Raw genomic sequence first — 15,564 nt, forward strand, 5'->3', positions numbered from 1 at the left:
AATTAAATATTTTTAAACCATTTCTGAAAATAATCACCTAAAACTGGAATTCTTTTTTCTTCAACTTGAATGGCGCCAATTATACCAATTATCCAAATTATGAAAATAAAAACTCCAAAAAACCAACCAGGATTTTTTCCTGAAGATTGGTAAATTATCCATTGGTTTATCAAATATAAAATACCAATTCCTAATCCTTGTCGAATATGAAAACTAGCAAAATAATTTTTCTTGTCTTTATTTAAAATGTAAGCGATTAACGTACCAATTATAGTAATATAACTAATGATTGCAATTATTTTTCCGTCTTTAACACTCACATTCTCCATAGTTTTAAGAATTTAAAATCAATTGATTATTTGCGAAAATTCCGTACACTTTTCCAGTCAGTTTTTTATTGATAAAAGGACTGTTTTTTGAGGTTGATAAAATATTTCCTTTTGTGAACGTGTATTTTTCATCTGGATTAAAAAGAGAAATATCTGCTATTTTACCTTCGGAGATGGAAGTGGTTTCTAATCCAAAAATTCTTCTTGGATTTGTAGTGATTTTTTCAATGAAATTTTCCAACCCTAACACTGAATTTACAGCGCCAAAAGCAGTTTCTAGACCAATAACACCATCTTTTGCTTCGCTAAATTCCACTTTTTTATGTTCGATATCCATAGGATTGTGGTCGGAAGTAATCATGTCAATTACACCAGAATTCACGCCTTTTTGTAAAGCTTTTGTATCTGAACTTGTTCTTAAAGGTGGGTTTGTTTTAAAATTACTATCAAATTCATGCAATTCATTATCAGTTAAAACCAAATGATGTGCAGAAACACTACAAGTAACCTGCAAACCTTTCTTTTTTGCGTCCTTGATTAATTCTACTGACTTTGCTGAAGAAATTGTAGGAATGTGTAATTTTCCTCCAGTATATTCTAATAAAAATAAATCTCTCGCAATTTGAATGTGTTCTGCCAAAGCAGGACTTCCTTTTAAACCTAATTTAGTACTATTAATACCTTCGTGTGCGATTCCTGCACCAGCAATGGTATTATTTTTTGGGAAACTAAGTACCAAACCATCAAAATTTTGGGCGTATAATAATGATATTTTCATTAAGTTATCGTTCTCAATAGGTTTTTTGTAATCTCCGAAAGCAATAGCTCCAGATTGTTGCATATCATACAACTCTGCCATTTCAATTCCTTTACTTCCTTGTGTTAAAGAAGGAATTGGATATAGTTTTGTGGCAGATCCGTTTGCTTTGTTTATTAAAAATTCAACAGCAGATTTGTTATCTACAATTGGGTTCGAATTTGCATTTACAGCAACTGTAGTAAAACCACTTTTTGCGGCAACTTGCAACCCATTTTTAATGGTTTCTCTTTCTTCGTAACCTGGTTCTCCAAAAGAAACACTCGTATCGAACCAGCCACAAGAAACGTGTAAATTCTTTTTTTCTACAAGTTGATAGTCTTTTTTATTAGGAATGGAATCAGCTATTTTTTTGATAATTCCATCACTAATTAAAATATCTTTCGTTTGTAGATGAAATGGGCTAGAAGCATCTATAATTTTAGCCGATTTTAGAAGCGTAATCATGGTTTATAGAATTTTAAAATCAAAATTTCTAATAACAAAGATACAATTGCCAACGCTAAAAACCATTTCCAAAGCCATTGAACTTCATTTTTTTTGTTTAAAGCATTAAAAGTTGCTGGAATTGAGGAGGAAATCTCTATGTTTTTGTTATTTTGGGCAAGTGTATTTAAGTCTAAATATTGTAAGGAACTTTCTTCTTTAGGGAAATTAAAAGCAACGTTTTGTAAGGTGTCTTTTTGTTTTAAAATTTTATAAATTCCAGCTTCTAAAGGTTGCTCTTTCGTTGTTATTACTATGTTATTCTGAAAAGTTTGTTGCAAAGGAATAAAGGAGTTTTTATTGTTTGCAATCGTTAAAATTTCGTCCTTTCCTAATTGAGTTTCAATGCCTATTTTATTTTCTGCATCAACTCTGTAAGATAATTGTGGAAATTGAAAACTTAATTGTCCGAAATTGTAAAAAACAGGCACAATTAAAGGCGAATTTAAAAAGTTACTATTCGTTTTTGCCAGAGAACTAGAAACATAATAAATGTTATTTTTTAATTCATTGATAAAAGGCGTGTTATTTTCAAACGAAATAATTGTATTGCTATTTTTTGAAGAAATAGGGTAGAGGCTATAAACTGATGGATATTGAAAATTATTTACCTTTTTGGAAAAAACATTCTTAAACAAAGGATGATTATAATTGATGGAAGTAATTTTTAGAGTATCGATTATTTTATTTTGAAACTTGCCAATTTGCAGTTTGTTGAAAAATGAATTGTAAGAATTTACCTCCGATTTTTCATTCGGAATAATTACCAAGCTTCCTCCGTTTTTAGAAAAATCGAATAGACTTTGTGCTAAAATTTCTGGAATATTTTCTAAACTATTTAAGATGATTAATTGCTGTTTTGGAATGGCGTTATAATTTACATTTTGGATAGTAGAATTCGTGAAATTAAATTCGTCTTCCGTATAAATTTTAGACAAGAAATCTGCCTTATTTCCAATCGCCAAAACACTCGCTTTTTTACGTTTATTAATACTGAAAAAATAAGTGTTATCAAATTTAAAAGTATCGCTAAAAGTTATTTGTATTTTTCCTAAAAATGTATCCTGATTTTGGATTGTAAATTGAATCGTTTTCGAAGTATCTTTACCTATACTAAAAGATTGCTTGCTTACTAAATTTTCGTTGTTAAAAATAGCAATAGGAGTGTTGTTTTTTGCTTCTCCTTGATTTTTTATAACTGCATTTATGATAAAGTTGGTTGTGTTTGCATTGCTAACAAAAACACTATCGATAGAAAGATTACTTTTTTGTGAAGATTCTAATTTAATAGCAGAAAAAGAGGGTGTTACATTTGTAAACTTACTTTCGTAAGTGTCTTGAAAATCAGAAATTAAAATACTTTTATATAAAGTATTTGTTTTATTTTTGTTTTGTTGGTCTATTTTTAGAAAAACTGTCGATAAATCTAATTTTTTTGAAGTGTTTTCTACTTTTAGTAGTATGTTTTTCAATTCATTTTTAGAAATATCTTTATAAAAGTTGGTATTTGTCTGCAGCGAATATATACCTTTTTCGTTAGAACTTTTTATAATTTCTTGTGCAGCAATTTTCAATAAATTTCCTTTTTCTCCTTTCGTATTTGTACTTAAAGAATTGTCTAAATAAATAAATGTATGTTGCTTTTTGTCGATATTTTTATCACTAAAATAAGGTTGAGAAAAAGCTAAAAGTATCGCAGAAAATAATAACAGTCGAGATGCTAAAATCAACCATTTTTTTATACGAGAACTCTTACGTGTTTGTTGTTGTATTTTTTGCAAAAAAGCAACATTCGTAAAAGGTATTTTTACAAACTTTTGTAATTGAAAAAGATGCACTAAAATTGGTATAATTAGTAGTGCAAAAAAATATAAAACTTCAGGGTTTTTAAATTGCATTATTAGTGTTTATGTAATTTCAAAAATAGGGAAATTTATAGAATAGATTTTGTAAATTAATGGTAAAAAAATATCTTATAAATCTTTAAATAAGGTATGGCTTACTTGCAACAATTATTATAAGGAAAACTAAAGTACAAAGATTTTACAGATTTTTAGGAGGATTTTGATTAGGAATTTACAAGGATTCGAAAGGCAGAAAATTCTCTCCTTTAAGGAATTTGAATGAGTTTTTTAAAATTTTTCGAAAACGCCCAAGCCAAAAAGAGCAAAATCGTATTTTACAGGGTCGTTTACATCTAATTTTCTTAAGTTTTTGTCTAATACAGCAACAGCTTTCCAATCGTTTTGTTTTCTTGGAAGTAGTTTTAATTTTCGAGCTACGTTTCCAGAATGTACGTCTAAAGGGCATGATAAATTTGCAGATTTGTGTGTTTCCCAAATTCCGAAATCTACGCCAGCTTTATCATTTCTAACCATCCATCGTAAAAACATATTTATACGTTTTGCTGCAGAATTTTTTAAAGGATCCGAAATGTGTTTTTGAGTTCTTTGCTGGTGTTCAACCTTAAAAAAATGTTGTTTAAATTGATGGATTGCAGTTTGGTACGTATTCGAATTATCTTTTATAGAAAGTGCTTCTTCTAAACCACCATAATTTGAATAAATGTATTTTAATGATTTTACAAATTGTTGAAAATCTATATAATTAAAAGTTCTATGGACAAAGTTATTGATACCTTCTAAATCTTTTTTTTGATGGTTGATGATAAAATCATAAGGAGAATTGTCTAATAATTCCATCATTTTCGAAGCATTTTTAATAATCATGGTTCTGTTTCCCCATGAAATAATTGCGGTTAAAAAACCAGCAATTTCAATGTCTTCTTTTAAAGAAAAACGATGTGGAATTTGAATAGGGTCTGACTCTATAAACTTAGGATTGTTGTATAGCATAACCTTTTCGTCTAAAAATTCTTTCAATTCCAATTTTTTCATCTTTTTTATTTGAGAATATGAATAAAAAAACCTCATAATTTATGGAAACTATGAGGTTGTATTACAATTTGAATTTATTTTACTTTACGTCCATCAATTCAACATCAAAAATAAGTGTTGCATCTGGTGGAATTACACCTCCAGCACCTGCAGAACCATAAGCCAAATGAGAAGGAATTACAAAACGAGCTTTGTCACCCACTTGTAATAACTGAATACCTTCGTCCCAACCAGAAATTACCTGACCAACACCAACGTTAAAATCGATTGGTTGTTTTCTTTTGTAAGAAGAATCGAAAACTGTTCCGTCTAATAATTGTCCTTTATAATGTACAGAAACACCAGCGCCTTTTGTGGCTTGTTTTCCATCTCCTTTCTGCAAAATTTGATAACGCAATCCGCTTTTAGTTTCATCATAACCAGCAGCAACAGAATCTAATAATTCCTTTTGTTTTGCTTTTGCTTCTGCCTCTCTTTTTTCTCTTGCGCCTTCGAAAGTTCTAAATGCTTCAACTGCATTAAAAGCTTCTGCATCTGCACCAACTCTAATAATTTCTACGGCAGATAATTCATCTCCTTGTGCAACTGCGTCTACAACATCTTGTCCTTCAATTACAGAACCAAAAACAGTGTGTTTACCATCTAACCATGGAGTAGGAACGTGGGTGATGTAAAATTGAGAACCATTGGTTGCAGGTCCAGAATTTGCCATGGCTAATTTCCCTGGAGCATCGTGTTTTAAATCAGGATGAAACTCATCGTCGAACTTATAACCTGGGTTTCCAGTTCCTGTTCCTAATGGGCAACCACCTTGAATCATAAAATCTGGAATTACTCTATGGAATTTTAATCCATTATAATAAGGAGTTCCCTGATCTTTTACTGAGTTTTCTAAATTTCCTTCTGCCAAAGCAACAAAGTTACCAACTGTTCCAGGCGTTTTTTCGTGTTCCAATTGTACTAAAATATCACCTTTTGCTGTTGTGAATTTTGCGTATATTCCGTTATTCATATTACTTAATTTTAATCGTTTTTGTCTCCTCGAGCGCAGTCGAGAGGTCTTTTGTATTAGTTCTCGACTGCGCTCGAACTGACATTTATGATGTTTCTGAAATTTGTTTCAGAATAAATTATTTTTTTGCATTTAAAATGGAGAAACCATAAGTTAATCCAATGTTTATGTTCGATGAATTTACATTTCCAAAGGGCGACCACATTTGTCCGCCAGAAATATGAAAAGATAAATCGTTATTTGCGTGGTAATTAATTCCTACAGTTGGTCTTATTAGTACACCTTCACCAGAATCTACTCTTCCTCCACCAGCAACACCTGCAGCAGCTTCTGCAAATAAAGAAAAATTATTGTTTAAAAATTTATTACTTTTTATACCTAAACCGAAGATACCATGTGCGTAACCTCCAGATTTTCCTTTGTATGCAAAAGAAGCTTCACCAGCAATGTAAAACCTTTTATTTAAATCGTATTGAACTTTTAAAGCTATTAGTTGCAAATCACTTGCAGGAATTCCGAATTTGGCAACATCAAAATACGTTTGGTTTTCTGCGCTAACTCGCAATCCTTGCGTTTTAATTTCTCTTACAGCTTCTCCAGTAAAAGGGTCTTTTGTTCCACCACTTAAACCATAATACTTAATACTAAAACCTGCTGTATAAGCTTCAAAACTAGCAATTCCTCCAATAGATTTATGATATCCTGCATGACCACTTAAACCAAATCTATCTGTAATTCTAATATCTGCGCCTACATTTGGATATGCAGTTAAACCACCTTCAGGAAAAATTCTTCCACCAGCAGCTCCAATACCCAGTTTTCCAAAAAGATTAATTCTATTTGTTAATCTTAGATTTTTTCCTGCTCCAAAGAATACGTCCATAAAACCAGCAGTTAAACCACCATACATAGCATCTACATGCGCATAAATAAAAGTTGTGGGGGTTAAATATCGTTGATATTCAAAACCTAAGACAGATAAAGTATGGTCAATTGGTTTGTATTTAGGAGTTGTACTTGCATCTGTTCTAGAGTTTCCTCTTGGAAAGAAGTAATCGAAGGTAATTTGTTGCACACTTTTAACAGCGGGTTTGCTATTGTTATTTACTGTAAACGATTTATTAGCATCTTCGTAAGAAGCAACTCTTAAGGTTGTTGGAATTTCTACAAAGAAAGAAATATTACTATCTTTCTGTATTCCTGTGAAGAAATTCATATAACCATATTGTACACCAAAAGAAAAATCGTTTTTCTTATACTGTAATCCAATATTTGGGTAAATAATACCACCACCATTTACTAAAGAGCGATAGCCTCCTCCTCCTCCAAAATGGACATTTGCATCAAAATATAAGTTTTTATAAATTGGTGTGTTTACTCCTAAAGTTACACCTAAAGTAAATAAACCTCCTTGATCTCCAGTTAAAGCTCCATGAAATCCAGCTCCTGTATAAAGCCAATCGTTTAACGGAATTAAATAGTTTAAACCGAAAAAGCCCATTTTGGGTTCCAAACCATAGCTTACTTGCTCAGTTGGTTGTTCTATTAAAATATAGTTTAATCTTATTTTATTGTTTAATTCTTTTACTTTTAATGAAGAAAAAGACCCATTAGTTTGAGAAAAAGCTTGGAAACTAATGATTGTTATAATTAATAGAATTACTTTTTTCATCGGTTTTATTTTTTAAATTCACTTGTAGTATGCAATTTTACGCTTGGATATTTACTTTGCGTCATTTGCATTGTAAAAGCAGAATCTGCTAAAAAGACTAACTGCCCTTCTTTATCCTTGGCTAAATAACGTTGTTTTACTCGCTTAAAATCTTTAAATTCTTCGTTTTTTGGATCTGTAGGTTCTACCCAACAAGCCTTATGTACACTTAAATTTTCGTAGGTACATTTTGCACCATATTCGTGTTCTAATCGATATTGAATTACTTCAAATTGAAGTGCACCAACTGTACCAACGATTCTTCGTCCATTCATTTCTAAAATGAATAATTGTGCAACACCTTCGTCCATTAATTGGTCTAAACCTTTGTACAATTGCTTAGATTTCATTGGATCTGCATTGTTAACGTAACGAAAATGTTCTGGAGAAAAACTTGGAATTCCCCTAAAGTTTAATGCTTCGCCTTCGGTTAATGTATCTCCAATTTTAAAGTTTCCTGTATCATGTATTCCCACAATATCTCCAGGGAAAGATTCGTCTACAATTTCTTTTTTCTCGGCGAAAAACGCATTCGGGCTCGAAAATTTTACTTTCTTGCCATTTCGAACGTGTAAATAAGGCGAATTTCTTTTAAAGGTGCCAGAAACTACTTTTATAAATGCTAACCTGTCTCTGTGTTTAGGATCCATATTTGCATGGATTTTAAACACAAAACCAGTCATTTTTTTCTCTTTTGAATCTACCAAACGCTCTTCTGCCTTTTTTGGTTGTGGCGAAGGAGCTATTTCTATAAATGCATCTAACAATTCTTTAACTCCAAAATTATTTAATGCAGATCCAAAAAATACAGGCTGTAGTTCTCCTTTTAAATATTCCTCTTGATTGAAAGGTGGATATACTTCATCTATCAATTCCAATTCTTCGCGCAAAGTATCTGCTGCTTTTTTACCAACGGCTTTGTCTAATTCTGGGTTCGAAAGATCGTCGAATTCAACACCTTCAGAAACCGTTTGCTTTTTATCTCCAGCAAATAAGTTTAATTTTTTTTCCCAAATATTATAGATTCCTTTAAAATCGTACCCCATTCCAATTGGGAAACTCATTGGAGTTACTCGCAAGCCTAATTTTTGCTCCACTTCATCTAATAAATCGAAAGCATCTTTACCTTCTCTATCTAATTTATTGATAAAAACCAACATAGGTATGCTTCGCATTCTGCATACTTCTACCAATTTTTCTGTTTGTGGTTCCACACCTTTTGCAACATCAATCACTACAATAACGCTATCTACAGCTGTTAAGGTTCTAAAAGTATCTTCTGCAAAATCTTTGTGCCCAGGAGTATCTAAAATGTTTATTTTCTTGTCTTTGTAAATAAAAGCTAAAACAGAAGTTGCTACAGAAATACCACGCTGACGCTCAATTTCCATAAAATCGGAAGTGGCTCCTTTTTTTATTTTGTTGTTTTTTACAGCTCCAGCTTCTTGTATGGCACCACCAAAAAGTAATAATTTTTCTGTTAGTGTAGTTTTTCCTGCATCTGGGTGCGAAATGATACCAAATGTTCTTCTACGTGCTATTTCTTTTAAAAAACTCATCTACAAATTTTAGAGGTGCAAAGATAGGTTTTATTCTATAATTTTTATAATGAAATTGGTAGGATAAGAAGGACGATTTTATAGAAAAGATTAAGACACAGATTTCACGGATTTCACAGATTATTACGCAGAGATTCGCAGAGTAAGACTGAGTTTCAAAGAGTTTTTATTCAAATTTTAAATAAAAAATATTTTTGTAGATGACAAAAAACACTTTTTATCAAATAAAAACACGTTATAATCTCTCTGTAAAGACCTCACAGGTTTTTAAAACCTGTGAGGTTTACTAAAGTATTTAAAAATAAAATATTGAAATTATTATTGCGCAGTAACTAATTTTTGTCATGTATTTATAAAAAATACAAATTTTACAAATTCCTAAAACTAATTCGTGAAAATCTGTGAAATCTGTGTCAAAAAAAATCTCTGTTTAATAATTAATCTCACTCCAAAATCTCAATCGTCATTTTAATATCTTCCTCAGGCCATTCATCAACCCCCACTTTTACTCTAGAAATTTTATCCATAGTATTGAAACCAGAAATTACTTCACCAAAAACGGTATGTTCGTTGTTTAAATGATGTGCTCCATTTCTATTTTGTACTATATAAAATTCAAAAGGATTGGATAATTTATTAGGATTGTCTTCCCAGTCTCTTGCAGCTGCTAATGCACCATATTTATGTTTTCGATGGCTTTTAAACTCTGGTTTTAGTCGATAATTTCCATACAATCTTCTTTGTTTTCTTGTATAGGTTTCGTCGGAATTGCCTCCTTGAATTACAAAGTTTTTAGCAACTCTGTAGATTTCGGTGGTATTAAAATATTTTAATTTTGTTAGAAAAATAAAATTGGCTCTATGGATAGGAACATCGTTATATAACTTCAGTTTAATATTGCCGAATTTAGTTTTTATAATTACCTTGTTTTCTTTATGTTGTTTACCATATTCTGTAAAAAAAGCTTCTACATTATCTTTATTTAAGCTGTCCCAACGTTTTTCAACTTTTTTTTCTAAAGTTTTTTTTGTTTTTTTCTTATTTGTTGAAAGTTTTTCCGTTTTTTTCTCAACTTTTTTTCCTTCTTTACATTGATAAAGAGAAAGTAAGAAAATGCCTAAAAAAAGTTTGACAAAAATTTTCATAAAAAGTATTACTTTTAATATCTCAAAGATAAATCATCAAAATAAAAGAATAGAAAAATTTGATTGTTTTTATTTATTTTTTATGGATTATTGTAACTTCGTTCCTTATTTTTGTAGAATATGAAAGAACAAGTAATTTTAGTAGATACAAACGACCAACAAATTGGTTTGATGGAAAAAATTGAAGCACACGAAAAAGCGTTGTTGCATAGAGCGTTTTCTGTATTTGTTTTTAATGAAAAAGGAGAATTAATGTTGCAACAAAGAGCAGCATCTAAATATCATTCACCATTATTATGGACTAATACCTGTTGCTCTCACCAAAGAGATGGAGAAAGTAATTTAGAAGCAGGAAAAAGAAGGTTGCAAGAAGAAATGGGTTTTACCACAGATTTAAAAGAAGTTTTTTCTTTTATTTACAAAGCGCCTTTTGATAATGGATTAACAGAACACGAATTAGACCATGTAATGGTTGGAAAGTTTGAAGATGCTCCAAATATAAACAAAGAGGAAGTTGAAGATTATAAATGGATGACTTTAGATGCTGTAAAAAAGGATATGATAGATAATCCTGAAATTTACACAGAATGGTTTAAAATAATTTTTGATAAATCTTATGAAAAACTAACAAATGCCTAGAGTTACTGTCCATAGAAAAGCACATTTTAATGCGGCACATAGATTGTATAGAAAAGATTGGAGTGACGAAAAAAACTTTAAAATTTTTAATAAATGTAGCAATCCTAATTTTCATGGGCATAATTACGAATTAATTGTTTCTTTAACGGGTGAGATTGATAAGAGAACAGGTTATGTGTTTGATTTAGGGATGTTAAAAGAATATATAAAATTGGAAATTGAGGATGCTTTCGATCATAAAAACTTAAATGTAGAAGTTCCAGAATTTAGAGACTTAAACCCAACTGCAGAGAATATTTCTGTTGTTATTTATAATAAATTAAGAAAATTGTTGCCTAAAGATTTAGAGTTAGAAATTACGTTATATGAAACACCACGTAATTTTGTAACTTATTCAGGTTAATTTTTTAAAATTAGATATAAAAAAAAGCCTCCATTTGTATATTACAAATGGAGGCTTTTACTTTATTTAAAAGAGAGAATTATTAATTCTTACTTTTTTGTTTCATTTCGTCAAACTTGTCACCTTCTTTCTTAGGCCAGTTGTTATTTGAAGTATCTACATCTGCAGTTTCGAAATCTGGATCTACAACAATACTTTTAATTTCTTGCGTGGAAGCAAAAACTCTTGTTACTTTATGATCATTTTTCATCCAAATTTGAGCTGGGAAAGTTTCTCTTTTTTTACTTCCATCTGCATAGGTTAATTCAACGATAATAGGCATTACTAAACCTCCTGGTTTTTCGAATTCTACTGAATAAATATAAGAAGGTACTGCTTGACCATCTACATATTTATTCATAGCATCTGGTCTTGCATCTTCTTTTTTATCAGTAATGTAAACTAAATCTCCTAAGCCATCGAAATAGTCTTTAGCTCTTGGGTTTGAAGCGATGATGTTTTTAATTCTTTCTCCTTGTTTATCCGTTAAATATAAGGGTTTTACCTTTTTAATTCCAATATCAGTTACGTCTGTTGTGTAAAACCAACCTCTCCAAAACCAGTCTAAATCCATACCAGAAGCATCTTCCATAGATCTAAAGAAATCTGCTGGAGTTGGGTGTTTAAACATCCATCTTTGCGCATACGTTCTAAATGCATAATCAAATAATTCTGGACCCATTATTGTTTTTCTTAGCATATACAATCCAGCTGCTGGTTTAGAATATGCATTTGGTCCGAATTGTTTTACATAATCTCCTTGAGACATAATAGGAGAAAGGTTAGATTGATCTCCCCCCATATATCTTGTAATGTTTTTTGTTGGATTTGTTGCAAATAATTCTGCATCATACACATCTTCTGCTAAAATTTCTACGAAAGAGTTTAAACCTTCGTCCATCCAAGTCCATTGTCTTTCATCGGAATTTACAATCATTGGAAAGAAATTGTGCCCAACTTCGTGTACAATTACTCCAATCATTCCTTTTTTAGTTCTGTCTGAATAGGTTCCATCTGGATTTGGACGACCAAAGTTGAAACAAATCATTGGGTACTCCATTCCTTGTCTTTCGGAATGTACAGAAACGGCTTTAGGATATGGATAATCGAAAGTTAGTTTAGAGTATTCTTTTAATGTGGTTGCAACAACTCTTGTAGAGTGCTCTTCCCATAAAGGGTTTCCTTCTTTTGGATATAATGAAGTTGCCATAACCGTTTTACCATTAATGTTTACAGCCATTGCATCCCAGATATACTTTCTTGAAGTTGCGAATGCGAAATCTCTAACTTTATTGGCTTTAAATTTCCAAGTTTTAGTTTTGGTAGATCTTCCTTTTTCATTTTTTTCAGCTTCAGATTGTGTAACAATAATAACAGGTTTGTCGAAAGATTTTCTAGCTTTATTGTAACGTTTTCTTTGTTTTTTAGATAACACTTCTTTTTCGTTTTGTAAAGAGCCAGTAGCTTCTACAATATGATCTGCAGGAACCGTTAAGTTAACTTCGTAATCTCCAAACTCTAAAGCGAATTCACTACGTCCCCAAAATTGCATATTTTGCCATCCTTCTACATTATTATAAACTGCCAACCTTGGAAAAAACTGTGCAATTGTGTAATTATTATTTCCATCAGGGAAAGATTCTAAACCAGAGCGTCCACCATCTTTATTAATGTCGTTAATTTTATAGTTCCATTTAATTCTGAATTCGAATTTTTCTCCAGATTGCAAAGGTTTTGACAAGTTAATTCTCATCATTGTTCTGTTAATGGTATGAGATAAAGGTCTTCCATTCGATTCTACAAGTTCGATATTATAACCAAAACCTTTTTTGGAATTCATATACGTTTGCTTGAAATTGTCTGGAGTAATAAATGGAGAAGCTCCTGTAGATTTCGCTAAAGGAGTTTTAGAGTCGTCTGCTCTCATATTTTGGTCTAATTGAACCCATAAATATTCTAAAGCATCTTTAGAATTGTTGTGATAAGTAATGTGCTCATCACCATAGATTTTGTTAGCACTTTCGTCTAAACGAATGTCCATTTTATAATCTACTTTTTGTTGTGTGTACTGGTGTCCAGGGGCTCCAGAAGCTGCATGTTGGTCGTTTGGAGTTGCCAAAACATCTTTCATTTGTCTGAATTTGTTTTGATCTGTGTGTCCTTGTTGAGTTTTCTTCTCGTCCTTTTTAGTCTCTTGCGCAATTGCAGAAAAACTGATAAAGAAAAGAGAAAATACGAATAATGATAGTTTTTTCATATTTAATGAGTTTGATTTATAAATGGGGTCTAAATTAAGAATATAACTGCGATATAACTTTAAAGTGTTAATATTTTAACAAATCTTTATCAAAAAAAAAGCAATGTTGTTATACATTGCTTTTTTAAGATTTAAAAGTATTAGTTTTTAAGTTTGTTTTTAAATGTATCGAACTTGTCTTTTTGTTGTTTAGGAAAACTATTGTTAGATAGATCTACATCTGCAGTTTCTAAATTTGGATCTACTACGATTTTAGTAATTTGTTTATTAGAATGTATTGCTTTTGTTACTTCAACATCATTATATCTCCAAATTTGAGCAGGGTATGTCTTCTTCATTGTTGTGCCATCTTCATAGGTAAATTCAACAATAATAGGCATTACCAAACCACCTGGTTTGTTAAATGTAATTTCGTAGAAAAACTTTGAGTTTGCTTTGTTAGGGTTGCTAAACAGTAAACCTTTGCTTTGGTCTTCAACAAAGTTTACGATATTTGCACCTGCATCTTTCGCATAAAATTTCTTTACATTTTTAATACCAATATCTGTAACATCTGTAGTATAAAACCAACCTCTCCAAAACCAATCTAAATCTACTCCAGAAGCGTCTTCTATAGATCTAAAAAAATCTGCAGGAGTTGGATGTTTAAATTTCCAACGTTGCGCATAAGTTTTAAAAGCATGGTCGAATAATTCTTTTCCCATTATTGTTTCACGCAACATCCATAAACCTGTTGCTGGTTTTCCATAAGCGTTGTATCCAAAACTATAGACATTGTCTCCTTTCGACATAATTGGCGCAATTCTAGATTGATCTCCACTCATATAATCTACAATATTTTTAGGATATCCTCTAACAATTGGAAAATTTGGATCGTAATCTTTTTCTGCTAACATTTCCATAAAAGAGTTTAAACCTTCGTCCATCCAAGTCCATTGTCTTTCGTCTGAATTTACGATCATTGGGAAAAAGTTGTGACCAACTTCGTGGATGGTAACTTTAATCATTCTGTATTTTGTTCTGTCTGAATAACTTCCATCTGGATTTGGTCTACCAGGATTGAAACAAATTTGTGGATATTCCATTCCCATTTGACCATCTACAGAAATTGCTTTGTGGTAAGGGTAATCGAACGTATATCTAGAATACGTTTTTAGTGTTTGTGCAACTGCTCTTGTAGAATGTTCTTCATATAATGGATTTGCTTCTTTAGAATATAAAGATTCTGCCATTACAGTTTTACCATTAATATCTACAGCCATTGCATCGAAAATAAATTTTCTTGAAGTTGCAAATGCGTAATCTCTAACATTTTCTGCATAAAATTTCCAAGTTTTGGTTTTTTTAGAACGGCTTTTTTCAATTTTTTCTGCTTCATCCTGAGTTCTAATAACTACAGGATTGTCGAATGTTTTTCTTGCTTTTTCAATTCGTTTTAATTCTGTTTTAGAATAAACATCTTTTGGGTTTTGTAAAACACCTGTTGCACCTAACATGTGATCTGCAGGAGTTGTAATATTTACGGTAAAATCTCCAAATTCTAAAGCAAATTCACTTCTTCCCCAAAATTGGTCGTTTTGCCAACCTTCTACATTATCATACACACATAATCTCGGGTAAAATTGTGCAATTACATAGTTGTTGTTTCCATCTTTAGGAAAATGTTCGTAACCAGATCTTCCTCCTTGTGTTCTATGATTATTGATGTTATACCACCATTTAATTTTAAAGTCGAATTTTTCTCCAGAAGTCAATGGTTTTGGTAAATTAATACGCATCATGGTTTGGTTTACAGTGTGCGATAATTTAGATCCGTTTTTATTGGTTACACTTTCAATCTTAAAACCACCATTAAAAGGCTTATTTACATAAGAGCTATTAAACCTTGCTTTTGAAGTTGTACTAGGTAAAGTTGTGGGCTGAATGTCTGGTGTTTTAGAATCTGCAGCTCTCATATTTTGGTCTAATTGTACCCACAAATATGTTAAGGTGTCTTCTGAATTATTATGGTATGTGATGGTTTCATTCCCATAAATTCTTTGATTATCGTCGTCTAAAACGATGTCCATAACATAATCTACCTTTTGCTGTGTGTAACGAACTCCTGGTGCTCCAGAAGCTGTTCTCTGTAAATTTGGAGTGGGTAATAATTCTTTTAATTGTCTAAATTTATTCTGATTTGTATGCCCTTGTTTCGTGCGACTTTCTTGTGCGAAAGAAATACTTGAAATAAACAAACAAGAAAGTATTAGAATACCTAATTTTTTCAT

12 protein-coding genes are annotated in these 15,564 nt (G+C 31.3%); 2 read left to right on the plus strand and 10 right to left on the minus strand.

Annotated features, from left to right (window positions below; genetic code table 11):
• Positions 1–2 precede the first annotated feature (2 nt).
• From J3359_RS01175 to J3359_RS01210, 8 genes are all read right to left on the minus strand, one after another.
• The gene (locus J3359_RS01175; protein WP_208078931.1) at positions 3–329 is read right to left on the minus strand and encodes a magnetosome magnetite crystal formation protein family; all 327 of its coding nucleotides are present in this window, start codon (positions 327–329) and stop codon (positions 3–5) included.
• Between the two features lie 4 nt (positions 330–333).
• The gene (locus tag J3359_RS01180; RefSeq protein ID WP_208078932.1) at positions 334–1,593 is read right to left on the minus strand and encodes a dihydroorotase; all 1,260 of its coding nucleotides are present in this window, start codon (positions 1,591–1,593) and stop codon (positions 334–336) included.
• The gene (locus tag J3359_RS01185; RefSeq protein ID WP_208078933.1) at positions 1,590–3,530 is read right to left on the minus strand and encodes a BatA domain-containing protein; all 1,941 of its coding nucleotides are present in this window, start codon (positions 3,528–3,530) and stop codon (positions 1,590–1,592) included. Before J3359_RS01185 ends, J3359_RS01180 begins: the two co-directional genes overlap by 4 nt.
• A gap of 234 nt (positions 3,531–3,764) precedes the next feature.
• On the minus strand, positions 3,765–4,529 hold the full coding sequence (locus J3359_RS01190; RefSeq protein ID WP_208078934.1) for a TIGR02757 family protein: 765 nt from the start codon (positions 4,527–4,529) through the stop codon (positions 3,765–3,767).
• A 79-nt stretch (positions 4,530–4,608) separates the two neighbouring features.
• Positions 4,609–5,541, minus strand: a complete 933-nt coding sequence (locus J3359_RS01195) for a peptidylprolyl isomerase (RefSeq protein ID WP_208078935.1) — start codon at positions 5,539–5,541, stop codon at positions 4,609–4,611.
• A 118-nt stretch (positions 5,542–5,659) separates the two neighbouring features.
• Positions 5,660–7,213 carry a hypothetical protein gene (locus tag J3359_RS01200; protein ID WP_208078936.1) on the minus strand — a complete coding sequence of 518 codons (1,554 nt, stop codon included), beginning with the start codon at positions 7,211–7,213 and terminating at the stop codon, positions 5,660–5,662.
• A 5-nt stretch (positions 7,214–7,218) separates the two neighbouring features.
• Positions 7,219–8,811: a peptide chain release factor 3 gene (locus J3359_RS01205; protein ID WP_208078937.1), complete on the minus strand. Its 1,593-nt coding sequence runs from the start codon at positions 8,809–8,811 to the stop codon at positions 7,219–7,221.
• Between the two features lie 443 nt (positions 8,812–9,254).
• Positions 9,255–9,956 (minus strand): peptidylprolyl isomerase, encoded by a 702-nt coding sequence (locus J3359_RS01210; RefSeq protein WP_208078938.1) that lies wholly within the window; start codon positions 9,954–9,956, stop codon positions 9,255–9,257.
• 120 nt (positions 9,957–10,076) lie between these two features.
• On the opposite strand from J3359_RS01210, the gene idi reads away from it, so the two are divergent.
• Both idi and J3359_RS01220 read left to right on the plus strand, forming a co-directional pair.
• Positions 10,077–10,595, plus strand: a complete 519-nt coding sequence (gene idi / locus J3359_RS01215; RefSeq protein WP_208078939.1) for an isopentenyl-diphosphate Delta-isomerase — start codon at positions 10,077–10,079, stop codon at positions 10,593–10,595.
• Positions 10,588–10,998, plus strand: coding sequence for a 6-pyruvoyl trahydropterin synthase family protein (locus J3359_RS01220; protein WP_208078940.1), 411 nt, complete (start codon positions 10,588–10,590; stop codon positions 10,996–10,998). The genes idi and J3359_RS01220 overlap by 8 nt, the downstream gene beginning before the upstream one ends.
• Before the next feature lie 82 nt (positions 10,999–11,080).
• Here J3359_RS01220 and J3359_RS01225 read toward each other — a convergent pair whose 3' ends face one another.
• On the minus strand, positions 11,081–13,294 hold the full coding sequence (locus J3359_RS01225; RefSeq protein WP_208078941.1) for a M1 family metallopeptidase: 2,214 nt from the start codon (positions 13,292–13,294) through the stop codon (positions 11,081–11,083).
• 140 nt (positions 13,295–13,434) lie between these two features.
• Positions 13,435–15,564 carry a M1 family metallopeptidase gene (locus J3359_RS01230; RefSeq protein ID WP_208078942.1) on the minus strand — a complete coding sequence of 710 codons (2,130 nt, stop codon included), beginning with the start codon at positions 15,562–15,564 and terminating at the stop codon, positions 13,435–13,437.

The organism is Polaribacter cellanae, from assembly GCF_017569185.1.
Taxonomy (GTDB): domain Bacteria; phylum Bacteroidota; class Bacteroidia; order Flavobacteriales; family Flavobacteriaceae; genus Polaribacter; species Polaribacter cellanae.